This window comes from Eubacterium sp. CAG:161 (assembly GCF_000432355.1).
GTDB classification, from domain to species: Bacteria; Bacillota; Clostridia; order Lachnospirales; family Lachnospiraceae; genus Eubacterium_G; species Eubacterium_G segne.
The window spans coordinates 4,032-28,002 of the sequence record NZ_HF991837.1 but is presented as its reverse complement, the minus strand read 5'-3'; the positions used below and the strand labels follow the sequence as shown (position 1 = coordinate 28,002).

The following is a 23,971-nucleotide window of genomic DNA, read 5'->3' as shown; positions in this document are numbered from 1 at the left end:
ATCATTACCATCCTTTTACAAAAGATTCTTGTGTATCTTTTATTATTTATTCTTAAACCTTAATTATATGACAATTATGCCTCGTCTATAGCCTTTCCTATGTCATTACGCATATATTTATTTTCAAAATCAATTAATTTTGTTGCTTCATATGCGTTGGCTCTTGCTTCTTTAAGGTTAGCTCCCTTAGCTGTAACACCTAGGACACGACCTCCATTAGTAACTATTTTCCCATCAGATAATTTAGTTCCTGCATGGAAAACATAATATCCTTCTTTGTTTTCAAAGTTTTCCAATCCTTTGATTTCAAAGCCCTTTTCATAAGAAACCGGATATCCGTCGCTGGCTAAAACGACACAAACTGCTGCATTATCCTCAAACTCTAATTCAATCTTATCAAGAGTTCCGTCAATACATGCTTCAAAAACATCAACAATGTCATTTTTCATTCTTGGAAGAACTACCTGTGCTTCAGGATCACCGAATCTTGCATTGTATTCAAGTACCTTTGGTCCATCTTCAGTAAGCATAAGTCCAAAGAAAATAATTCCCTTAAATTCTCTTCCCTCAGAAGCCATTGCATCAACAGTTGCCTGATATATATATTTCTTACAAAATTCATCAACTTCCGGTGTGTAAAACGGACTTGGTGAGAATGTTCCCATTCCTCCGGTGTTAAGTCCCTTATCACCATCCTTTGCACGTTTATGATCCTGTGCTGATGTCATAATTTTAATTGTTTTTCCATCTACATAAGAAAGAACTGAAACCTCACGTCCTGTCATAAATTCTTCTATAACAATAGTATTTCCGGCATTACCAAACTTCTTATCAAGCATCAGTTCTTTAACACCATCCATAGCTTCTTCCTTTGTCTGACAGATAAGCACCCCTTTACCAAGAGCCAGCCCGTCTGCCTTAAGAACTATAGGATACTTGGAGGTTTCAAGATATTCCATTGCTGCCTCAGGTGAAGTAAAGTTCTCATATCCTGCTGTAGGAATATTATATTTCTTCATTAAATCTTTTGAGAAAGCCTTTGAGCCTTCAAGTATTGCAGCATTTTTTCTTGGGCCAAACACTCTAAGTCCTGCCTCTTCAAACTTGTCAACTATACCACCAACTAAAGGATCATCCATTCCTACTACCGTAAGATCAATTTCATTTTCCTTTGCAAAGTCAACTAACTTATCAAATTCCATTGCACCAATATTAACACATTCAGCTATCTGTCCGATTCCTGCATTTCCCGGTGCACAGTAAATCTTATCAACTTTGCTGCTTTTTGCAACTGAAGTTGCAATAGCATGCTCTCTTCCACCACTTCCAACAATTAAAACTTTCATCTTTGTCTCTCCTTAAATATGTAACGCCTCCTACCTTCGGTGGTTGGCAATTCGTCGGAAACGTTTATAGAAAATGAACTTCGTTCATTTTGTTTCCTCCTCAAATAATTCCGTTTGCTATGTCGTTGATGGCCTTTGGTAAAATCTTCCATTCAGCCTGCTCCATAACACGCTTCTGCAAAATTTCCGGTGTATCTCCCGGCAACACTTCAACAGCCTTCTGGTAAATAATAGGACCTGTATCTGTACCTTCATCTACAAAATGCACTGTGGCACCTGTAACCTTAACACCTCTTTCTAACGCTTTTTCATGAACATGTAATCCATAAAATCCGTTACCGCAAAATGATGGTATTAAAGACGGATGAATATTTATAATTCTGTTTCTGTATTTTGCAATAAGTTCAGGCGGCAACACAACTAAAAATCCGGCTAATACAATAAGGTCTAAATTGTATGAATCAATCTTTTCTATTAAAGCATCATTAAACTTTTCCCTGCTTTCAAAATCCTTTATACATACTGATTCAGCTGCTATGCCACTTTCCTTTGCCCTTGTAAGGGCATATGCATCTTTTTTATTACTAATAACTACTTCTATTGAAGCATTTGTAATGTCTCCACTTTTAACTGCATCAATTATTGCCTGAAGGTTTGTTCCTCCACCGGAAACTAAAACTCCAACTCTTAACATAATTCAACACCTTTTTCTCCGGCTTCAACATATCCTAATTCATAACATGTTTCGCCTGCTGCCTTTAATGCTTCCATTGTCTTTTCTACATCTGGTTCATCAATTGCCAGTACCATGCCAATACCCATATTGAAAGTATTGTACATCATTTCCTCTGCAATATCTCCCTCTTTTGCAAGAAGGTCAAAAAGTGCAGGAACCTTGTAGCTGTCCTTTTTAACTACTGCCTTTACGCCATCAGGTAACATTCTAGGAATATTTTCATAGAATCCGCCACCTGTAATATGGCTGCATCCCTTTATTTTAACTCCTGCATCCTTAACATTTCTCAATGCCTTAACATATATTCTTGTAGGAGCAATTAATGCCTCTCCTAATGTCTTTCCTAATTCATCATAATATGTATTAAGAGTTTCCTCTGTCATGTCAAAGACTTTTCTTACAAGGGAAAATCCATTGCTGTGAACACCTGTTGAAGCAATACCAATAAGCTTGTCTCCCGGTTTAATGTTTTCTCCTGTAATTAAATCCTTTTTATCTACCACACCTACTGCAAATCCTGCCAAATCATATTCATCTACCGGCATAAGTCCCGGATGTTCTGCTGTCTCGCCACCTACAAGTGCTGCCCCTGACTGCTTACAGCCTTCTGCCACACCACTTACAATAGTAGCAATCTTTTCAGGATAGTTCTTTCCACATGCAATATAATCAAGGAAGAATAAAGGCTCTCCACCTGAACATGCAATGTCATTAACACACATGGCAACACAGTCAATTCCTATTGTGTCATGCTTATCCATAACAAAAGCTAATTTTACTTTTGTACCACATCCGTCAGTTCCTGATAAAAGAACAGGTTCCTCCATTCCTTTAATTTTGCCCATGTCAAATGCACCGGCAAAACCACCAATACCGCCTAACACTTCCGGTCTCATTGTTTCCTTAATGTGCTTTTTCATTAATTCAACTGACTTATATCCTGCTTCAATATCTACTCCTGCCTTCTTGTAATCCATATTAAACTCCTTCTTGTTTTCTCTAATAATTCTTGTATCCGATTTCTTTTAACCTGGCGTCTTTTTCAACAACAGAATCTTTCATCTCCCTGCTGAAATCTTTTAGTTTATTTAAAATGTCATTATCTGATGTGGCAAGAATCTTTGCTGCCAGGATTCCTGCATTCTGTCCTCCATTAATGGCAACTGTAGCCACAGGAATGCCTGATGGCATCTGTACGATAGAATATAGTGAATCAACTCCTCCTAAATCAGAAGTCTTCATAGGTATACCAATAACCGGCATTGGGAATAATGCTGCACACATTCCAGGAAGATGAGCTGCCTTTCCTGCTCCTGCTATTATAACCTTAATTCCTCTTTCTTCTGCACCTTTTGCCCATTCAAAGAATATATCCGGCTCTCTGTGAGCTGAAATAATGGTCATCTCATAATCAATTCCCATCTTATCAAGGAATTCTGCTGCTTTGCTCATTACCGGCAGATCTGAATCACTGCCCATTACAATACCTACTTTAGACATTTTGCTCTCCTTTTTCTTTTCGATAAATATGTTATTTTTTCAACAATCTTCATTGTATCATAATACTTACAAATTATGAAGAAAAAAATCATACTTATAACGGTTTATTTAACATTTCCGTGCCGTTAAGTACAAATTTTCCATTCTTTATAATGGTAATCTCTTCTCCTGCCTTAGTTACAGCCGTAATTTCACCTATTTCATCATAAGGAATGGTTATATCTGTATGACATCCGAAATATGCCTTTGAAATATCAGTTTTTCTAAGAGCCGATATTTCATTTTCCCTGGCCACGATTTCTTTTCCGTCAGGGTTATAGGTTTTAATTTCTTCCTCATAACTGTAACAGGTATCTCCCACTGCAAAATGAGGACCCATTTTTTCCACAATTAAAATAGGAAGCTTATACACTGCCCCAAACTTTCCTGCCATAGCATAAGCTGTTGTATTAGTACCAATGGCAAATTCACCTATAGGAAGAATTTCATGATTATATAAAACATTTTCTTTTATATATATTTTATTTTCCTCTTCGCTATCAAAGTTGCTACAGTTATAATCTTTAACCTTTCCATCTTCAAAGGTCATTTCAAAATTTTTATATTTAAGTTTCCCTAAATAAACTTCACTTACATGTAATAGTCCCTGAGTTCCCTTAAGCTTAGGCGATGTAAAAACCTCCCCTAAAGGAATGTTTACGTCTGCAAGACAGTTTTCAAAGTTAGTTTCTTTTTCAGGATTTGCCAGTTCATGCATCATAACCTTAATATCTGTTTTGTTCCTGCCCTGACCTTTTACTTTCACATAAACTGCTTTATCTAAGGCATCAATTAAACATTGCTGAACCTTTGCATATTTTTCCTCATCTAATGTGTTAATTTCCACTGTGGCATCAAACATTTCCCTGAAATTCTCACCAAATTCCGGTATTGGAAATGCTATAATGGTAAAACTTCTTTCGTCCCCTTTTATATATTCCTGAACGATTTGCTGATACTCCATGGTAAACTCAACCTTAAGCTTCTGCTGCTTTCCATCAAGGGAATATGCCTCTTTTTTGTTTTCCGGTTCAAAAGGATTTTCACCAAACACCTCTATTACAGCAGGACCTGCCATTTTAGAAGCCATTTCTTTTCTGTTTTCAAAAGCCTGTTTAGAAACTTCCAGTTTTCTTTTTACATAAGCCTTATCTAAATACAATGCTTCGTCAAACTTGTGGTCAAACCAGTATTGCCTGTTAAAATTTGTAGACCCATATCCTCTAGGGTAAATAACCGGCTTAAGTCCCATTTTTTCAAAATTTTTAATGGCCGCTTTTACAATTCGCTCAAATCCAATATTGTATCTTATATCAACAGTTTCTTTAATTGATAAATCTTTTCCGGTATTAATAAATCCCTTTCTGTACCCTTCCGTGTATACAAAGGCTAAACTGTCGATTTTATCCTGATCTAATGAATTAAGATATTTTGCCATTTCTATTTCATTATATCCCACGTGTTCTCCGTAATAATATAAATATCTCAAGTCCTGCAGGTCGCTTTTTGTAACAATATCCGTTGCAAAGGTATTGTCAGGATTAATCATGGCATCAACTGAAGCTTCAGTAAAAATCTCAGTATTATCTCTCATAAAGGAACAGAGAGTTTCCCTGACTCCATCTACGGTTATGTCCTCCATAGCCTCAAAATCAACATATATTTCTATAAAAAGTTCAAACCATGATACTGAGATTTCTTCCTGTTTTCTATAAAGATTTCCGATAGTTTTCCTTATTTGTTCATACAGAAAACACAGCATCTTTCCATAGTCATCTCCAAGCTTTTTCACTGCAAACTCAGGATTTGCATAGCTTTCACTATAATTTTCATTATATACATCACTATATAAATCATAGTTAATGCGTTCTAATTCCCTAAGCTCTAACTTTTTTATTTCACCGCTGATTATTTTCTGATATATGTTGTCTAAATGACAAATAAACTTTGCAGTTCTTCTGAAATAATCTCCATAAGGCTCTTTTATGAGACTTTCACCGGCAATTTCATTAATTCTGCTTATTGCCATATCATAACGTTCTCTTACGATATCCATACACGCACCTCATTAAATATAAATTAAATACATTCCCAAAACTCCAAGCCATATAACTGCATTGGCAATGGTTCCAATGTATGTATACATCATAAACTTATTCTCTTCTTTAAAGCTGTTTATCCCTACAATAAACCCTGCAATAGATGTAATAAAAGCAAACAAAGTCAAAAGACCTACGTAAATTCCTGCTTTTCCTTTCATTGCCACGGAAATTGCAATTGCCAAAATAATAACCAGCAAGCTCTCAATGGCAATAAGTGTAGAGGATTTTCCACCTTTTGTATACTTTCTAAGAGGAATTTTTTTTGCTTTTTTATCTTCTTTCTCTTCTAATCTTACTTTCTTGCTCTTTCTCACTTATATTTACCCTCAATCTGTTTTTTATGCACCTTTATATATGCTTTCGCACCCTTGTAAATTTCATTGTCACATAACCTAAAAAGCCGCCTATGGTATTTAAGAAAATGTCGTCAACGTCAAATGCTCCAACCTTTAATAAAAGTTGTGCCGTCTCTATTCCCAAACTAAAAAGCATGGCAAGAAGTGTAACGCTAATAACATTTTTGCATATTTTCTTCTTTGAGATAGTCGGAATTAAAAAGCCAAAAGGCATAAAACATATAACATTTCCAACTAAGTTTACAATGGTTACATTCCAGCCGTAGGTATGCCGCATATCCCAAAATCTTGTTATTTCTTTAAACAACGTAAGATTATACCTGTAATTTTTACTAACCATTGACCTGTCTAAGGTCTCTGATAAAAACATAAAATAAAGGGCGGCAAGCATATAAAGTACAAAAAATAATCTGCCAAAATTTCTGACTCTTCTATCTGTTTTTGTCAACTTGCATCTCCTGACTATTTAGCACCATACTGCTCATAATACTTATCAATTGCTGACTTTATCTCATCGTTAATCACAACTTTTCCGTTGCATTCTCTGTTGTATAAATGCTCCACAACATCTGCCATAGTAACAATGGCATTAGTTTCAAATCCGTAAAGATCCTTTACTTCATCAAGGGCACATTTTTCTCCACCTTTTCCAACTTCCATTCTGTCAAGGGAAACCATAAGTCCTACAATGGTAACATCTGCTGCTCCCTTTACTTTTGGAACTGTTTCCTCCATAGACTTACCTGATGTTGTAACATCTTCAATCATTACCACTCTGTCACCGTCTTTTAAAGTGCTTCCAAGTAAGCTTCCCTTGTCTGCTCCGTGGTCTTTCTCTTCTTTTCTATCTGAACAATAACGGATTTCTTTTCCATATAATTCATTAAATGCAATAGCTGTAACCACTGCAAGGGGTATTCCCTTATATGCCGGTCCGAAAAGCACGTCAAAATCATCACCATATCTGTCGTGTATTGCCTTTGCATAATACTGACCTAATCTGTGAAGCTGGGAACCTGTAACATAAGCTCCTGCATTCATGAAAAATGGAGACTTTCTACCACTTTTAAGTGTAAACTCTCCAAACTTTAAAACATCACTTTCTACCATAAATTCTATAAACTCACTCTTATATGCTTCCATTGTTAAATCTCCTTATTATAAATATTCAATTTACTTAACACTTCCTATCAGATTGTTTATATCTTCAACTCCATGTCTTTCCATATAATCCTCAATTCCTTCAATAACTTCTATTGTGGTATTTGGATTGTTAAAGTTGGCCGTTCCTACCGACACTGCCGTGGCACCTGCTAATATAAATTCAAGAGCATCCTTAGCACTTGCAATTCCGCCCATTCCAATAATAGGAACTTTAACCGCATTTGCCACCTGATATACCATTCTTACAGCTACAGGTTTAATTGCAGGACCTGATAATCCTCCTGTTTTGTTAGCTAAAACAAACTTCTGTCTTTCAACATCAATCTGCATTCCTGTTAATGTATTAATTAAAGACAAAGCATCTGCGCCACCTGCCTCTGCAGCTCTTGCCATTTCCGTTATGTCTGTAACATTTGGACTTAATTTCATAATAACCGGCTGTTTTGCAACCGCTTTTACAGCCTTGGTTATAGCCTCAACCGCCTTTGGATCCTGACCGAATGCAATTCCACCATGCTTTACATTCGGGCATGAAATATTTATTTCCAACATATCAACACTTTCGTGTCCTAATTTTTCCACTACGTCAATGTAATCTTCCGTAGTTCTTCCACATACATTTACAATTATATTGGTATCATAGTTCTGTAAATACGGAATATCTCTTTTGGCAAATAAATCATATCCCGGATTTTGAAGTCCCACTGCATTAAGCATTCCACCGTAAGTTTCTGCAATTCTCGGTGTAGGATTTCCTTCCCATGGTACATTTGCCACACCTTTTGTAACTACTGCTCCAAGTCTGTTTAAATCTACAAACTCTCCGTATTCAGCTCCGGAACCGAAAGTTCCTGAGGCAACCATAACCGGATTTTTAAATTCAACTCCCGCAATATTAACTTTTGTGTTCATTACAGTTCTACCTCCTCTGCCAAAAATACCGGACCATCCTTACAAATACGTTTGTTGTTTACATTTGAATGAGCATCCTTATCCTTTGACTTACACACACAGGCAAGGCACGCCCCAATACCGCATGCCATTCTCTCTTCTAATGAAAGCTGACACTCTATTCCTTTTTCCATGGCATATTCTTTAATCGCCCTAAGCATAGGTGTTGGACCACAGGCGTATATTACGTCTCCCTGTATTTCTTTATCCTTTATGGCATCAATAACCGTTCCCTTAGTTCCGCAGCTTCCGTCTTCCGTTGCGATATAAAGACTTCCGTTTTCCTGCAATTCCTTAGTAAGAAAAAGTTCATCCCTGTAGCCTGCCACAATCTGAACCTCTGCCTTATCCTTTAATGCTTCTGCCAAACCTACCATTGGTGGGATTCCAATTCCTCCACCAATTAAAATGGCTTTTTTATTTTCACGCTGCATAAATCCATTTCCAAGAGGTCCTATTAATTCAATCCCGTCTCCTGACTTATAGCCTGACATTTCTTCCGTGCCGCCACCAACAACACGGTATACTATTCTGATTGTTCCGTTTTCCTTATCTATCTCACATATGCTGATAGGTCTTGGCAACAATTTAGTTTTGTCCTTACAGTAAATTGAAACAAACTGCCCTGCAACTGCACTGTCTGCCGCCTTAGTTTTTATTATCATACTGTAAATTCCGGTACCAATGCATTCCTGACTGACAACAACTGCTTTTTCCTTTTCTCTCATAACTAATCCATCCTTATTAAAATTTCACTAGAAAATTGAATTAATATCCTCAATCATATCTATAACTGCCTGACGTGATGCATCGGCATAATTTAATTCTCCAAATTTGGCATATTTATCCTGCTTGTATGCACATATAATTCCTCTTGAAGAGTTTACAATGGCACCAAGTCCGTCCTCGTTGAAATATGGTCTTAAGCCTTCTGCAGTTCCACCTTGTGCTCCGTATCCCGGTACCAGAATGTAGCTCTTTGGCATAATTTTTCTTAAAACTTTTCCCATTTCCGGATATGTGGCTCCTACAACTGCACCAATGTAGCTGTATTCATCACCCATGTGCTCCTGACCCCATTTTGCCACATATTCACCAACAAGCTCATACAAAGGCTTTCCATCAATTAATCTGTCCTGAAACTCTCCACTTGATGGATTTGAAGTTTTAACTAAAATAAATAATCCCTTGTTTTCTTCCTTACATACATCAATAAAAGGCTTGATTCCATCTGTTCCAAGATATGGATTAACAGTTGCAAAGTCTTCATCAAATAATGAATATGTTTTGCTTCCAACCTGAACCTTTCCAAGATGACCTGTAGCATATGCTGCTGATGTGGAGCCAATATCTCCACGCTTTACATCTCCTATTACAACTAAGTCTTTTTCCTTTGCATAATCTACAGTCTTTTTAAATGCCACAAGTCCCGGAATACCAAACTGCTCATACATGGCTATCTGCGGTTTTACTGCCGGAATTAAATCATATGTAGCATCAATAATTCCTTTATTGTACTGCCATATAGCTTCTGCTGCTCCCTCAAGAGTTTCTCCATATTCCTCAAAAGCCTTTTTTGTAATATGCTCCGGCAAATAACTCATCATAGGGTCTAAACCTACTACTACCGGTGCATTGGTTTCTTTAATTTTCTTAACTAATTTATTAATCATTCTATTTCTCTCCTTTATTGTATACTACATTGCCATTTAAAATCGTATATTCAACCTCTCCGGATACCCTGTAACCATTAAAAGGTGTATTTTTTCCTTTAGAAGCAAATTCATTTGAGTCAATAACATATTCTTTATTTGGATTGATAATGGTAACATCTGCTATGGCTCCTTCATTTAATGTTCCTTTGTTAATTCCAAGAACCTTCGCAGGATTGTAACTCATTTTTGCAGCCATCTGAAGGGGTGTAATATGTCCTTTTTTTACCAGATTAGTTATGGTAAGTGCCACAGATGTTTCAAGTCCCACGATTCCAAAAGGTGCATGCTCTAAATCCTTCGCCTTTTCCTCTGCACTGTGGGGAGCATGGTCTGTGGAAATAACATCCATTATATCATCACTTAATCCCTTTATTAATGCTTCCATATCCTCTCTTGTTCTAAGAGGAGGGTTCATTTTGAAATTAGCATCATTAGAAGTAATATCATCACTGCACATGGAAAAATGATGAGGGCACACCTCTGCGGTAACCTTTACTCCCTCTTTCTTAGCACGTCTTACCATTTCCACGCTGTCTTTTGTGGAGCAATGGCATAAATGCAATTTAGCACCTGTTTCCTTTGCTAAAAGAATATCTCTTAAGGCTATAACATCTTCCACTGCATTGCTTATTCCCTTAACCCCTAACTCCTTTGACTTGTCTCCTAAGTTAATAACTCCGCCTTCTACAAGGTTTATGTCTTCACAATGTGCCAAAACCGGAATATCCGCTTTTTTAGCATTTTTCATTGCTTTTCTATATACACCGGAATTCATAACAGACTTTCCATCTTCACTTATGGCACAGATTCCTGCTGCCTTTAGTCCCTCTACATCTGTAATTTCAACTCCTGCCATGTTTTTGGTAACTGCCCCTACAGGAAGTACATTGGTAAGCCCTACGGCTTTTCCCTTATCTATAATGTATTTAACTGTTTCCGGGGAATCTACTACAGGTTTTGTATTCGGCATGCAGCATACGGTAGTAAATCCACCTTTAGCAGCTGCCCTGCTTCCTGTTTCTATATCTTCTTTATATGTTAATCCCGGATCTCTGAAATGCACATGCAAATCTATAAGTCCCGGCATTACATAACAGCCTTTAGCATCTATAATCTGATTCGCTTCATTTTCAATATATGAAGCTTTTTTTACTATTACTCCCTTATCAATCAGAATATCCATAACACTGTCAAGATTTTCTGATGGATTAAGAACCCGTCCGTTTTTTATGAGTATTGACACCTATAAATCCTCTTTCTTATATATTTACCTTTAAAAGGCATAAAAATCCATATAAAAGTATAGCAAAAAAACACATCCCTTTCAATATAAAGAGATGTGTTCTAACTTTTAATTTGAAGTTCTTTTGTAAATTGTTATTAATCCGTCCACATTATACACCACTTCATACTTGCCTGAAGCTATAATATTGCTAAACTTCTCTTTTTCAGTATCATATCTTGCATCCACTACCAGATAATCAGTATATATATCACTTTCAAGATGATTCTGATCATATAAAATAAGGTTCTTTGACAAATGTGGTACCAAAAATCCTGATGCACATACTGAAGCATCCTCCGGAACCATGTCCAGTGCCTTGTTAAGTCCCTGGTATGTAGCCTTGTCCGCATTATATCTTGATACATAATACGGTGCCTTCTGGTAAATGCTTCCCATAAACATTACACTGGCACATATTACCGAAACAGTTGCCAGTTTCTTTGCCCTGTTTATATCCATATCTGCTATGTTTAATATAATTGCATACATCATAAGTGCTATAACACTAAAATCGTATTGGAATGTTATATCATGCATATATAAATATGTCGGCAATAAATTAATGATTATAAACGGAAGAAGTAATATATATCTTGAATACTTCTTTCCTGTTGTAAAAAGCACTGCTGCTACAGGAACAAGCATGGAAATGATATATCCGATTTTATCCATTGAGTTATCATTTGTGTTTCTTATAATCTGACTGATGGCATAACCCGGATTAGCCAAAAGCGTCTCAAATACCTGAATAAGACCTCCATCCTGAGTAAAGTATAAATTTCCAAATCTATATTCCTGTATTCCAAGACCATAGCTGTTTACTATGGCTGTTGCCATAGCGAAGTAAATTGCTGATGCCACAATAAGAATAACACCACGTTTTTTATCCTTCTTTGAAAACAGGAAGAATATCCCCAATATAAACACATAAACCGGTGCATCTTCCTTAACCATCAATGACAAAATTGCGAATATAACCGCTGCAACGTTCTTCTTTTTTTCAACTGTCCAGGCTAACATCAACAGAAAAAATGTTATAAAGCAGTTTTCGTGAATATCATAAAATGTTCCACCTGCTGTTGCCGGATATAAAACATATATCAGTGAAACTGCAATTGCCATCTGGTTAGATAACTTGTGATGTTTACAAAGTAATACTATTGGTATAACAGGAATGGCAACCATAAATGCCTGTATAAGCTGAACTGTTATGGCGTTATCAAATATAAAATATATTGGAAGCGCTATATAAAATATAGGTGAAAAATGCACTGCAAAATGTGAAAGCAATTTATTTCTCTCTACTGTAGTACTGATGGTTCCTTTTTGCTTCATATATTCATACATTTGAGCAAATATACCAAAATCAAATGTTGAATTGCTATATGTAAGATATCTGTATACCGTAACCACTCCTATAAAGGCAAAGAGTAAAACACCAATTACAGCTACAACAATCCATGTTTCTTTTTTAGTTAAATGAATTTTAGCAAAAATATTAAAAATATCCTCTTTCACATACATAAATGCCCAAACTGCAATGACACACAACACTGTTTGGAAACATACATTTCCAATCCGGTTATAATATGATGCATCTCCCCATGAAACGGAATATCCCTGACATGCGCACAAAATTACAAAAAGATACACAAAAGCAAACATAGCCAGTTTTGCCATGGAATCCTTATGTATATAAAGCATGGCCATAAGTGCCATACCTATCACAAATAGACATATGACAATGGCAATATTAGTAGCTCCTCCAAAATTTACATCATTAATGTGCCTGTATGCCCCTCGTATTATTGAACATAACGCCCAACTTCCTACTGCACTTACAAAGAAACCTTCAATGATTTCTTTTTGATACTGCAATAATGATTTGATTTTATTCACTTTCCCTTCCTCACTTATAAAAACTTTTTCTCTATTTTAGCATATATCTTACAACTTATGTGGTAAAATTTTGTTTTTTGATAAAAATAATATTGATTAATGTTTTTTATATGATATACTATGTAGTATTAAATACTATGTTAAGGAGTTTTACAAGTCTATGTATAAGATAATTAGTGACAGTGCCTGTGATTTGTCAAAAAAGTATATTGCAGAACACGATATTACAATAGTTCCTCTTTCAGTTTCATTTGATGGAGAGACATATTACAGGGATTCCATAGATATTTCAAGAGATGAATGTTATGAGAGAATGGTTTCAAATCCGGGAGTTTACCCTAAAACTTCCCTTCCAAGTGTTGACAGCTATTACAATGCTTTTAAGGAATTTACTGACAAGGGTATTCCTGTTGTTTGCTTTACCATTACTCTTATTTTCAGTGGTTCTTATAACTCAGCAATGAATGCAAAGGAAATGATTGAGGAAGAAAATCCTGATGCTAACATTACTGTTATTGATTCTAAGCAAAATACCGTAACTCAGGCTCTTATTATTGACCAGATGGTTAGAATGCGTGATGCAGGAATTTCCTTTGAAGATTCTTTAAAGAAATTAGAGCCATTAATGGCAAGCGCCCGTATTTTCTTTACAGTAGGTTCTCTTGACTATTTAAAAATGGGTGGTCGTATCGGTAAGCTTGCATCTATTGCCAGCAAAATCGACGTTAAACCTGTTATTATAATGAAAAATGGAGATATCAGCCTTGGGGGTATCGGACGAAACAGAAATAAACTTAAGGCTAAGGTTTTATCAACAGCTAAGGCTTATCTTGATGAAAACGGAAAAGACAATTTCGTGGTTTCCGTAGGATACGGATATGACAAAACAGAAGGTGTCAGCTTTATGAATGATGTAGAGGAAACTCTTGGAGTTAAACTTAATTCTGAAACCAATGTTGCCATTGGTATCGTATCCGGCGTACATACCGGCCCACATCCTATTGGGTTAGGTGTAATCAGAAAATATGAAACACTGTAGTTAAACAAGCAACAGCAAAACAGGCAGTCAGAACGTGTTCAAATCACATTCTAACTGCCTATTTATATATCTTCTCTAAATTTCTGTTTTATCTGTCCCACTTATCGCATAGAGACTGTATCTGACTGGTGAATCTTGCCAAATCTTTATTGGCTCCACCTTCATTTCTCTTAATAACAGCCATAAGACGGTTACCTGCTGATACAAGGTTGTCGTAAATTCCATTAGCCCTGCGTTTCTTTGCCTTCTCAGCGATTCGTTGTGGAATACCTTCTTTAATCAACTCACCGGATATTAAATCAAACTCTGTTCCACTATATGGAGCATATGTATCATAACCATGCTGTTTGCTTAACAGTTCTGCAAAAGTATCACACACCTGATCTTCTCCATGAACGACAAACACCTTATCCGGCTTTTTCATCATGGATTCCATCCAGTTAATCAGTCCTTTTTGGTCTGCATGACCACTTACTCCCTTTAAATTTTCAATGTGGGCATTTACTGCAATTTCCTCACCAAAAAGTTTTACTGACTTAGCGCCTTCAAGAAGTGACCTTCCAAGAGTACCTACTGCCTGATATCCCACAAACAAAACAGTACACTCTTCCCTCCAAAGGTTATGCTTCAAATGATGTCTGATTCTGCCGGCTTCACACATTCCTGATGCCGATAAAATAACCTTTGGTTTCATATCTTCATTGATGGCAATGGAATCCTGAGTTGTTACGGAAACATTTAATCCCTCAAATCTCAGTGGGTTAATTCCCTGATTTATAAGTTCCATGGTTTCATCATCAAAACAGTCTATTATATTATTGTTAAACACGTTTGTAGCTTCCACCGCTAAAGGACTGTCAACATAAACCTGAAAATGAGGGAATCCGGGAACCATGTTTTCTTTTTTTATAATTCTTAAGAAATATAGCATTTCCTGAGTTCTGCCTACAGCAAAAGACGGAATAACTACATTTCCACCTCTCTCAAAGGTTTCATTTAGTATTCTGGCAAGAGCTCCCACATAATCCGGTCTGTCTCCGTGTAATCTGTCACCATAAGTTGATTCAATAAGAACATAGTCAGCACCATCCATAGGTGTAGGATCTTTAATAATAGGTTTATTAATATTTCCAACATCCCCTGAAAAAATAATTGTTCTCTTTTCCTCTCCCTCAGTTAAAAACATCTTAATGCTGGCAGAACCTAGCAAATGTCCCGCATCCTCGTACCTCACGGAGATTTCATCGCAGATTTTCACCATACAGTCATAGTCCACCGGAACTAACAACTCGCAGGCTGCCACAGCATCATCCATAGTGTATATGGGTTCATAAGGTGCCTCACCAGACCTCTTTGCCTTTCTGTTTCTCCATTCTGCCTCAAACTCCTGAATATGTGCACTATCACGAAGCATTATGTTGCACAAATCACAGGTAGCTCTGGTAGCAAACACCTGTCCTTTAAATCCCTGTTTCACCATCAGTGGAATGAGACCTGAATGGTCAATATGGGCATGGGTAAGAAAAATGTAATCAATTTCTCCTGCTAAAACCGGCAGTTCCTGGTTTACATAAATATCCTTTCCCTGCTCCATTCCACAATCCACAAGTACCTTTTTGTCACCAACCTGAATAAAATGACAGCTTCCTGTAACTTCATGGTCTGCTCCTAAAAATGTAAGAATCATAACTAGCACCTCCCTATTCGATTTTATCCGAAACTCATAATTTATATAACAGTAATTATACCATTTTCCCCGGAAGGTCGCTATATATATTTTAGCAAATGTGTTAGATTTAATTAGTTAATTCTGATAATTTATCTGCTCTCCTGTAATTAACGGATACCGTACTAACTTATCCCCATCTAATTTTTCCCTGTGCATGTCCACTGCGGTAATCTGATGATTGTTATAGGTTGTATAATAATAAATCCCCTTGGTTGCATTGCAACATGAAGTATAAATTGTTATCTCATACTTGCCTTCTTCCACTTCACAGCATCCCCTTTGCTGGTCAACAGAGCCTAGAATATGGAAGAACTGGCTGACACTTTCCTCTTCGCCATCTCCTGATACGGAATTCATTTTGGTAAAGGCAACCTTGGCAAATCTTGAAGCTGATGACAAATCCCCCGGAAGCCCCAAAGCTCCCATTCCACGACTGTAGGCATTAAAATCCAAATCCTTTGAAAACTTATTTTCAGGCTGTTTAGGAGATAAATTCATATAATTGTTTAGCATAAACATCTGCTGATCAAAGGGTGGATTGTTGGTAAGAACTCCCACGGGATTGTCATATATATGAAGTCCGTCTGCCATACATTCCACTGTAATTGAGCTCTTTTCATCTGCAATTATCCAATGAAGCTGTGCAGAAGGCAACTGCTCACTAAAAGGTGTTGCCACCAGATTCATATGGGACAGCGCCTCCCTTGCCTCATCTACATTGGAGTATTGTGCCAAAATCCACATAATAAACTCAAACTGAGCCACATTGGTTTCATTTTCCTTAACTTCCTGATACATGGCATTTCCAACAAAATTAAGCCCTGCCATTCCAAGACCTTTCTCATTAATTGCATCATAATATAGAGGATACTCCCCTACAACATACGCCATGCCCATTATGGCATAGTGATTATCTAAAGCCTTTGTATGTCTAAAATTAATTGGATAATTTCTCGGAGTTATGGCAATTTCATCGCCATATGAAAACTCATAGTCCAATGTTCTTCCAAAATAAAAATCCTTTGTTTTATATGTTGCTGCGGTACACATACTACCTCCTAGTTTATTTTATAGTATTACGTTTTGCATATATTTATTTTTCTACTGTTGCCTGAACTCTATCTCTCCGGTATCTGCATTCATCCTGTCTACAATTGCAAGGGATTCTAAATGATATCCCAGATTTCTAATTGTTCTACCTCCCGGCTGGAAGCCTTTTTCTTATAATCACTCTTTAATTTCCACTATTTTTCCTGTGTGAATGGCTTTTAATTTATCTTTCATAATTTTATGCATTATCTCATAAGCTTTATCCCCTGTACAATGCCCGGTATAAAAAATAGTGTACATCTTGTTTAATTTTTTTGCAATAGCCTCTATATTTGCTGTTTCTTCTTTAGTATACCCACCGTTTTTAAACATATGAAACCCACTGATTACTACCATTGGCTCATTGGCAAATTTCTTCTTATATGCCTCTAAAATATTTATAATTCCACAATGTGCACACCCTGATATAAGGGCATTTCCCTTCTTTGTACATATTACAAGGCTTTGCTCATGGGAAAAATCATCTTCTGTAATTTTTCCATCCACTTTTCTTAGAAATTTTATATTTCTCTTTTCTGTGGGTACATTAGAAATCAAATATAAATTATCATCTATTTTATAGCTTCCATCTACTAATTTAAGCTGCGGCAAATTCAATATTCTGTTATCTATTCCTATATATGTGTCTTTATAATAGCATTCCTCTGTTGCATTTTTTTGCATATAAATTTGTGCATGATTGTTTATCTCACAAAATTTAAGCAAACCACCTGCGTGATCATAATGCCCATGACTTATAATAACCTTGTCAATTTCATTTAAATCAATTCCTAATTTTGCGGCATTTCCCACAAATCTGCCTGTGGCTCCCGTATCAAATAACAATTTATACTGTTGAATTTCAATATATAATGCCAAACCATGTTCAAAATCACACTCCATATCCTCCGGGGTGTCCTCAATTAATGTTATTACTTTCATTGTGTTTTTCCCACCACTACACTTCTATATAGTACACACATATATTTTCATATTTTCCTTCATCCATCTTGAAGCCATTGGGAATGACTCCCAGCTGCTTGAAGCCAATTCGCTCATATAAATGTATTGCATGCATATTTGATTCCACTACTGCATTAAACTGGAGAATTTTAAACTGCTCCCTGTGTGCCTGTTGTATGCAGTCACGCACCATTTTTTCACCAATATGAAGTCCTCTGCTTTCCGATGAAACTGCAAAACTTGCATTAGCAATATGTCCACACCTCCCAACATTATTAGGATGCAAAATATACATTCCCAGTATTTTTCCTGTGTCTTTGTTTACTGCTACTCCACAATAGCTCTGTCTCTCAAAGAATATCTTACCCTTTTCTTCTGTCAGTAAATCTTCCTGTGGGAAAGCATTTCCCTCCTTAACAACTTCATTCCAAATATTAACCATTTCAGGAATATCCCTTACTTCGTATCTTCTTAATTCAATATTATTAATCATTGTTCTTTCTCCTGTAACGGTACTTTTATACCTTAATACCGTATATTTTATGGTAACTCCATTGAAACTCTTTTGCAATACATCTTTATGACAATAACTCCAGAAGTTCCTCTTTATTAAATGAAGCCCCGGCATAAGATAGTCAAATTCGCTCCAGAGTTCACTTAATCTGTTTTCTCTCTTCTGCCGTTCCAACAACTATGGAATCATTAAGGGTCGGAGCAAACTTTTCAAATTCACTTTTCCAATTGTACACAAGACTACTAAACTCTTCACTTTTTTTTCGTTTCAATATAAGTTTCATATACATTTCCACCACTTACATCTATATAAATCACTATACATTTATGCAGTTATTAACTACGTATGTGCATTTACTATTTCTATTTTTACATAAAATAACCCCGGTCACATACACCACCAATGACCGGGATTACGACTTTATTTACTAACGATTATTTAACTGTCATAGTCTTTTTGTACCCTGTAGATTTTTTCATAATCATTTTTTTATACTTCTTTAAAGATTTCTTAGGACACTTAATTGTAGCTTTCTTGTTAATTCCGCTAAATGCCTTCTTTCCAATCTTTTCAATATTTTTTCCAATTACTACTTTCTTTGTTTTGTTGCAATTCTTAAATGCCTTTTTTCCAATTGCAGTAACCTTGTATTTATCTTTACCAATTGTTACTGTTGCAGGAATTTTTACAGTCTTTTTATTTTTAGCTGCCTTAAGAGAAACAGTTTTCTTTGATGTTGATGTAACTACATAAGTACCACTTTTAGCCTTTACAATATCTCCCTTTTTAACTTTCTTAACAGAAGTTTTTGTATCGTTACTCTTTGTTCCTTTTTCCTTAACTGATACATCAAATGAAATATCTACAGATGTAGCCTCTTTACCCTCTCCTGATGCGAATTTAATACTTCCTGTAAACAGTGCATCTCTTGAACCTTTTTTACCCTTAGTGTCAGCAGTAAAATTAGCATATGCCTTGACTTTGTTCATTTCAATTGCTTTTTCAATTGGGATGTACTTAATTATGTTTCCTCCCTTATCCTTCACTTCTTCCTTAGTTAAGGCATCTAAGTTTCTGGATATACTTTTAACCTGGAAAACCATTTCTTTCTTCACTGCATCTAAGTATCCCTTTGGATATGATTTAGCTACTTCATCAAATCCAGGTAATGCAAACAATCTATCTGCTGCACTATTTATTATAACTTCCGCATTGTTTCCTAATGCCAGACTAAGTCTCTTGATTAACTCTGTCGCATTTTTTTCTGTTACACTAATAGTTGATTTTGTACCTGACTTTGTTTCAAATTTACCAAGAGTATAGTCAGCTGTATTAAGAACCAATGCCAATAAATCTTTACCTGTACTCATTAACTGCTCACTGGATATGTTAAAGTTTGGATACATTTTTTCTCCATAATTCACATCTTTAATACATCCTATTTTATCAGCCACGTCTTCACCATCTTCCTCTGTATACACTGTATAAGATAATACTTCACGAATCCCAAGTTCTGACTTTAAGTATTTATTTAATTCGTTTATTCCATTAAGTGTAAGCTCTTCTATGGCAGGTATCTCCAATGCATCATAAATATCATTAACAGTTCTTCCTGTATATTCCTTCACAAATGAAACTAATGTGCCTAAATTAATTTTAATTTTTCCATTGTTATAATTTAATGAAATTGCCTTTGCATTTTTTCCTTTTGCAAGCTGAAGATATAAATCTAAATTAAAATTCTGTGAATCAATAACTGATGATTTTACTGTTCCCTTTAAGTCTAAAACATCTGCTCCAATAGGTTCGCCATCTTCATTTAAACCTGATGCAATGCCTAATTTAAGCATCCGGTTGTAAAATGCTTCACCTTCTTTAGTTAAAACCAATTTTCCATCTTCATATGAACCATAATCACTGTTATAATCAAAAGCTAACTGTCTAAAAGTTCTATAAAGCTGTTCAGCTACTTCCTCTCCCTTTACATTTGCCTTAAAATTAGCCGTAACATCTGCATTTTTTGCATCTAAAATGTCATTAACCTGCTTTGATACTGACTTTGTTTCTGCTGCATTTGCAGGTGTATGCACTGTTCCACCTAAACCTATTATCATTGTAAGTGATAATATAATTGCAACTATTTTTTCTTTCATAATGTTCACTCTCCTTCCAATAATTGTGGTGTTAATAAAATAATAACATAGGCAAACCTTCCCCCACATCACACAAAAGTGTTATATGGAGTAATTTCCTACATTTTTTATTCTTATGATTTTACATAAAAAAATATGCCGGTAAAATCATTTCTACCAACATATTTTAATGAAATCATTCAAAGTATAAATTGCCATTCTACATACCAAAATAAGCAACTTCATTTATTAAATATTTTATATAACAGCCCCTTCTCCGGCTGAAAAACCACTATGCCATTAGGTGTAAACATCCTATATATGTAGACTATGCCAAATAAAATCAGCACAGTCCATATAATACCCGACAAAGCTTTTGGCTTTAGTCTTTTTCTATTTAGTATAATAATTAAAATCACCACCGGCATAAAAAATAACGGGTGATAATAAAATGCCATTGAAAAATCTAATTTTAGTGCTGCTAACCATGCCCTGGTCATTCCGCAACCTAAGCATGAAACACCTGTGAAATATTTAATAATACAGGGAACGCCCTTTAAGTATACTCCCACATAGCCAATAATTATTATAAAAACAATTGCTATTATAATCCTTTGTTTCTTTAATTTATTGTCCTTTTTCAAGATTTGCCTTTCTTTATAATTTATCTTTTTGCTTAAAATACTATAAATATTTTCTTATGTCAATGGCAAAACTCTCTTCTATATTAACTAAGCGTTTTGCAATATCTTTAGTCTTCTCATAAGCGGCTTTGTACTGATTAAGATATTCATTCAAAGATTTAACGCCCATATTACATCCGTCAGTTATTAAGTCAGCGATGGTTTCATCTGACTCATCCATAACTAATTTAACATTTGTTTTTATCCACGACATTCCTTTTGCATAGGATTCGGATTTTTTCCTTCGTCATGGGTTTCTGATTGTAAACAATCTTTATGTAAAGCCATCATTTTTATGATTCGTGATTTTTTTCACGAAAAATCATTCTAAATATAAGCCTTACAAAAGGACCACAATAAAACATCTGATAACATATTGCCATTGGAAAATTCATTGCCCATGTCTGTATCCATGTCCCAAAGCTTTTTGTTTCCTTAAACAGTATGGTAGCAACTAAACTCATTATTGGACACATTATACAACAAATGCAAATTGAAATTGCATATGTTATAATCTGTGGTCTGTCGCTTGTTTTCATCACAGTAAAGGCTAATATTTTAGCTATTTTCCCCACTACGAAAAATTCTAATACAAAAGCCACAGGCACCATAATTGGCAATTCATGGGTTGCACTAATAAATGTTTGCCCTGTTACACTGCATGTATTAAGTGCTACATTATACACAACCATTCCATAAACCATCATTGTAGCCATAATAATTGTAAATATTACATCCTGAAATTTGTTTTTTGGCATAAAAAATCCTCCTATCGATAACTTATAACTAATGTGTTGTTCGTTATCATCCCGGAGGATTGTGCGTTTCCAATAATAACCATAATAAAATTGCTAGGGAAGTATAACATATTTTTCTATTTAATGTAATACCTAAATTTAATATTTATCAACATTCCTACGTCGTATTTTTCACCATTTATCGCTGATTATAACAGTTATTTTTCACTCTACCTGCTATATTATTATTTAATATTCAGTGCATTCTTTAAAAATTCCACTACTCTCTTTTTGTATTCTCCATAAATTACATTTTCCTTGCTATCAGTATCAGTTCCATCAACAAAATATTTCCCCGTCTCCCTGCTTACGGATATTGAATCAAGAGGCCATCCCGGAAATCTTTTAGGTGATGCTTTATCTACCATATAAAATGCCCCTGTTTCTTTGGCTGCATCTTTATCCATAAAGGACGAAATAATTCCCTTGTTATACACTGCTATTCCATCAAGATAATAGGCAGACACTTTTCCTCCAAGGTCTGATACCAGCTTAGAATAATATTTTATCATTTCTTCATCTGACAACCTTTCCATCCCCATTGGTGTTCTAACATTAAGCCCCGGCTGTCGCTTATCATCTAAATCAAGTTCCTCAAAATATAAACCTGAGTCATTGCAAATAACAGCATCAAAATACTGTCCGTAAAATTTTGCTTTACATACGGCATTTTCCTCAGGTGTTTTTCCTACTTCTTCCGGTTCCTGTGATATCTCAAGCTCCTTTAAAGTAATAAATTCTATGTTGCAATTAGCTAAAAGCTCAGAAAATCTTTTTACTTTTGAAGGATTTGTTGTTCCTAGTAATACTTTCATTTTTTCTCCTGTCTTTTATATGATTCTACAAATCATACTTACAAATTCAATTCAAACATTTTATACTCTGTCCAGCCTGTATCTTCGTAATACATATTTTTAGCTTCCACAAATTGAAATCCACAACCTGTATAAAGACGTTCCGCCACTTTAATTAATTTATTTCATTTTGGAAATATATTTATTCAATTTGGTCATGTCATCTTCCTCAATTTTTTTCACATCACCTTCAAACAATAATTCCTTTTCATCCTGCAATATATACGCAGCATAACCATTGTCAAAATCAATCTTAAAGTCATAATTTTCTTCAGAAATATCACCTTTTATTGTATTATTTTCATTTACAATTTTCTTAATCAACCTGGTAAATTCCGATTTTTCATCATTAGTCAGAGTTATATTTTTGTCATTGCCTGTAATAACAATCCTGGAGCTGTTTACCTCAAATACCGTCAGTCCTCCCTTGCCTCCATCTTTATTCGTAACAAATATTGTGATACCAATTGCAACCACAATTACTGCAAGAACAATTATACCCAGTACCTTTTTATTTCTAATCATGTGTTTTCACCTCTCCATAAATATGTTGCCTGAATAGTAACATAAAGGTAGCAGTAGTGTAAATAACTTTAGGTTTATGCTTATTATTATAAACTGCTTTTCTTGTTTTCTTAAGAAAAAACAGGGGGATATGTAATAAGTTCTACATTTTTAATTGTTATCAGATGTTCTTTAATTAATGCTGATTTTCTTGTTTCATTTTCTAATATTAAGTAATTTGTTATTTGTGTATATAATTGTGGATTCTGGATTTTTCTGATATGGCTTATATAAATCTCTACCAGAAAAAAAATTTATTATTACACTGTTTATTTCAAAAAAATAATTTCTCGGGCAGTTTACCTTTTTTCAAATAATTTTTTTATATATTTAAGGATAAACTATTGCATCACTTTCATAGTGCAATAATGCCCTGTCCCTTATTCTTTTCTTACCTCAATTTTGATTATTGTATTATTTAATCATATCTGGACCATCATATTGCTATTTTGCAATTTCATCCACAATTTTTTCAAGCCTTTCTATTTTATTTTTGCTTTTATCTAAAAAAATT

General features: G+C 35.2%; 25 protein-coding genes. 1 reads left to right on the top strand and 24 read right to left on the bottom strand.

Features of this window, described 5'->3' with window-relative positions; translation table 11 throughout:
- Positions 1–74 precede the first annotated feature (74 nt).
- From purD to Q5O30_RS00665, 13 genes are all read right to left on the bottom strand, one after another.
- Positions 75–1,346, bottom strand: a complete 1,272-nt coding sequence (gene purD / locus Q5O30_RS00725) for a phosphoribosylamine--glycine ligase (RefSeq protein ID WP_021951857.1) — start codon at positions 1,344–1,346, stop codon at positions 75–77.
- Positions 1,347–1,446: 100 nt separating this feature from the next.
- The gene (gene purN, locus Q5O30_RS00720; protein WP_021951856.1) at positions 1,447–2,040 is read right to left on the bottom strand and encodes a phosphoribosylglycinamide formyltransferase; all 594 of its coding nucleotides are present in this window, start codon (positions 2,038–2,040) and stop codon (positions 1,447–1,449) included.
- Positions 2,034–3,059, bottom strand: a complete 1,026-nt coding sequence (gene purM / locus Q5O30_RS00715) for a phosphoribosylformylglycinamidine cyclo-ligase (protein WP_021951855.1) — start codon at positions 3,057–3,059, stop codon at positions 2,034–2,036. Before purM ends, purN begins: the two co-directional genes overlap by 7 nt.
- Positions 3,060–3,081: 22 nt before the next feature.
- Positions 3,082–3,582 carry a 5-(carboxyamino)imidazole ribonucleotide mutase gene (gene purE / locus Q5O30_RS00710; RefSeq protein WP_021951854.1) on the bottom strand — a complete coding sequence of 167 codons (501 nt, stop codon included), beginning with the start codon at positions 3,580–3,582 and terminating at the stop codon, positions 3,082–3,084.
- Positions 3,583–3,676: 94 nt separating this feature from the next.
- Entirely contained in the window at positions 3,677–5,677 is a 2,001-nt protein-coding gene (locus tag Q5O30_RS00705; RefSeq protein WP_021951853.1) for an aminopeptidase, read from the bottom strand.
- A gap of 12 nt (positions 5,678–5,689) precedes the next feature.
- Positions 5,690–6,037: a DUF6142 family protein gene (locus Q5O30_RS00700; protein ID WP_021951852.1), complete on the bottom strand. Its 348-nt coding sequence runs from the start codon at positions 6,035–6,037 to the stop codon at positions 5,690–5,692.
- 34 nt (positions 6,038–6,071) lie between these two features.
- Positions 6,072–6,527, bottom strand: a complete 456-nt coding sequence (locus Q5O30_RS00695) for a VanZ family protein (protein WP_021951851.1) — start codon at positions 6,525–6,527, stop codon at positions 6,072–6,074.
- Between the two features lie 14 nt (positions 6,528–6,541).
- Complete coding sequence (gene pyrE / locus Q5O30_RS00690) at positions 6,542–7,222, bottom strand: orotate phosphoribosyltransferase (protein ID WP_021951850.1); 681 nt, start codon at positions 7,220–7,222, stop codon at positions 6,542–6,544.
- Positions 7,223–7,252: 30 nt separating this feature from the next.
- Positions 7,253–8,155 (bottom strand): dihydroorotate dehydrogenase, encoded by a 903-nt coding sequence (locus Q5O30_RS00685; RefSeq protein ID WP_021951849.1) that lies wholly within the window; start codon positions 8,153–8,155, stop codon positions 7,253–7,255.
- Positions 8,155–8,922, bottom strand: a complete 768-nt coding sequence (locus Q5O30_RS00680) for a dihydroorotate dehydrogenase electron transfer subunit (protein ID WP_021951848.1) — start codon at positions 8,920–8,922, stop codon at positions 8,155–8,157. Before Q5O30_RS00680 ends, Q5O30_RS00685 begins: the two co-directional genes overlap by 1 nt.
- Positions 8,923–8,949: 27 nt before the next feature.
- The gene (gene pyrF, locus Q5O30_RS00675; RefSeq protein WP_021951847.1) at positions 8,950–9,867 is read right to left on the bottom strand and encodes an orotidine-5'-phosphate decarboxylase; all 918 of its coding nucleotides are present in this window, start codon (positions 9,865–9,867) and stop codon (positions 8,950–8,952) included.
- 1 nt (position 9,868) lies between these two features.
- On the bottom strand, positions 9,869–11,152 hold the full coding sequence (locus Q5O30_RS00670) for a dihydroorotase (RefSeq protein WP_021951846.1): 1,284 nt from the start codon (positions 11,150–11,152) through the stop codon (positions 9,869–9,871).
- A 108-nt stretch (positions 11,153–11,260) separates the two neighbouring features.
- Positions 11,261–13,093, bottom strand: a complete 1,833-nt coding sequence (locus tag Q5O30_RS00665) for a DUF2079 domain-containing protein (protein WP_021951845.1) — start codon at positions 13,091–13,093, stop codon at positions 11,261–11,263.
- Between the two features lie 160 nt (positions 13,094–13,253).
- Here Q5O30_RS00665 and Q5O30_RS00660 point away from each other — a divergent pair, with 160 nt between their 5' ends.
- A complete protein-coding gene (locus tag Q5O30_RS00660; protein ID WP_021951844.1) occupies positions 13,254–14,132 on the top strand; it encodes a DegV family protein in 879 nt (292 codons plus the stop codon).
- 88 nt (positions 14,133–14,220) lie between these two features.
- Here Q5O30_RS00660 and Q5O30_RS00655 read toward each other — a convergent pair whose 3' ends face one another.
- The 11 genes from Q5O30_RS00655 to Q5O30_RS00600 form a co-directional block, all read right to left on the bottom strand.
- Complete coding sequence (locus tag Q5O30_RS00655) at positions 14,221–15,819, bottom strand: MBL fold metallo-hydrolase RNA specificity domain-containing protein (RefSeq protein ID WP_021951843.1); 1,599 nt, start codon at positions 15,817–15,819, stop codon at positions 14,221–14,223.
- Between the two features lie 117 nt (positions 15,820–15,936).
- Positions 15,937–16,911, bottom strand: a complete 975-nt coding sequence (gene bsh, locus Q5O30_RS00650; protein ID WP_021951842.1) for a choloylglycine hydrolase — start codon at positions 16,909–16,911, stop codon at positions 15,937–15,939.
- A gap of 177 nt (positions 16,912–17,088) precedes the next feature.
- Positions 17,089–17,892 carry an MBL fold metallo-hydrolase gene (locus tag Q5O30_RS00640; RefSeq protein ID WP_021951841.1) on the bottom strand — a complete coding sequence of 268 codons (804 nt, stop codon included), beginning with the start codon at positions 17,890–17,892 and terminating at the stop codon, positions 17,089–17,091.
- Positions 17,893–17,908: 16 nt separating this feature from the next.
- A complete protein-coding gene (locus Q5O30_RS00635; RefSeq protein ID WP_021951840.1) occupies positions 17,909–18,406 on the bottom strand; it encodes a GNAT family N-acetyltransferase in 498 nt (165 codons plus the stop codon).
- A gap of 160 nt (positions 18,407–18,566) precedes the next feature.
- Positions 18,567–18,710 (bottom strand): hypothetical protein, encoded by a 144-nt coding sequence (locus Q5O30_RS00630; RefSeq protein WP_021951839.1) that lies wholly within the window; start codon positions 18,708–18,710, stop codon positions 18,567–18,569.
- A 151-nt stretch (positions 18,711–18,861) separates the two neighbouring features.
- A complete protein-coding gene (locus Q5O30_RS00625; protein WP_021951838.1) occupies positions 18,862–20,580 on the bottom strand; it encodes a leucine-rich repeat protein in 1,719 nt (572 codons plus the stop codon).
- Between the two features lie 221 nt (positions 20,581–20,801).
- On the bottom strand, positions 20,802–21,203 hold the full coding sequence (locus Q5O30_RS00620) for a DUF2752 domain-containing protein (protein WP_021951837.1): 402 nt from the start codon (positions 21,201–21,203) through the stop codon (positions 20,802–20,804).
- Between the two features lie 40 nt (positions 21,204–21,243).
- Entirely contained in the window at positions 21,244–21,456 is a 213-nt protein-coding gene (locus Q5O30_RS00615) for a hypothetical protein (protein ID WP_021951836.1), read from the bottom strand.
- A 79-nt stretch (positions 21,457–21,535) separates the two neighbouring features.
- Entirely contained in the window at positions 21,536–22,000 is a 465-nt protein-coding gene (locus Q5O30_RS00610) for a DUF2798 domain-containing protein (protein WP_021951835.1), read from the bottom strand.
- A gap of 224 nt (positions 22,001–22,224) precedes the next feature.
- On the bottom strand, positions 22,225–22,854 hold the full coding sequence (locus Q5O30_RS00605) for a non-canonical purine NTP pyrophosphatase (RefSeq protein WP_021951834.1): 630 nt from the start codon (positions 22,852–22,854) through the stop codon (positions 22,225–22,227).
- A gap of 159 nt (positions 22,855–23,013) precedes the next feature.
- A complete protein-coding gene (locus Q5O30_RS00600; RefSeq protein WP_021951833.1) occupies positions 23,014–23,418 on the bottom strand; it encodes a hypothetical protein in 405 nt (134 codons plus the stop codon).
- Positions 23,419–23,971: the final 553 nt, after the last annotated feature.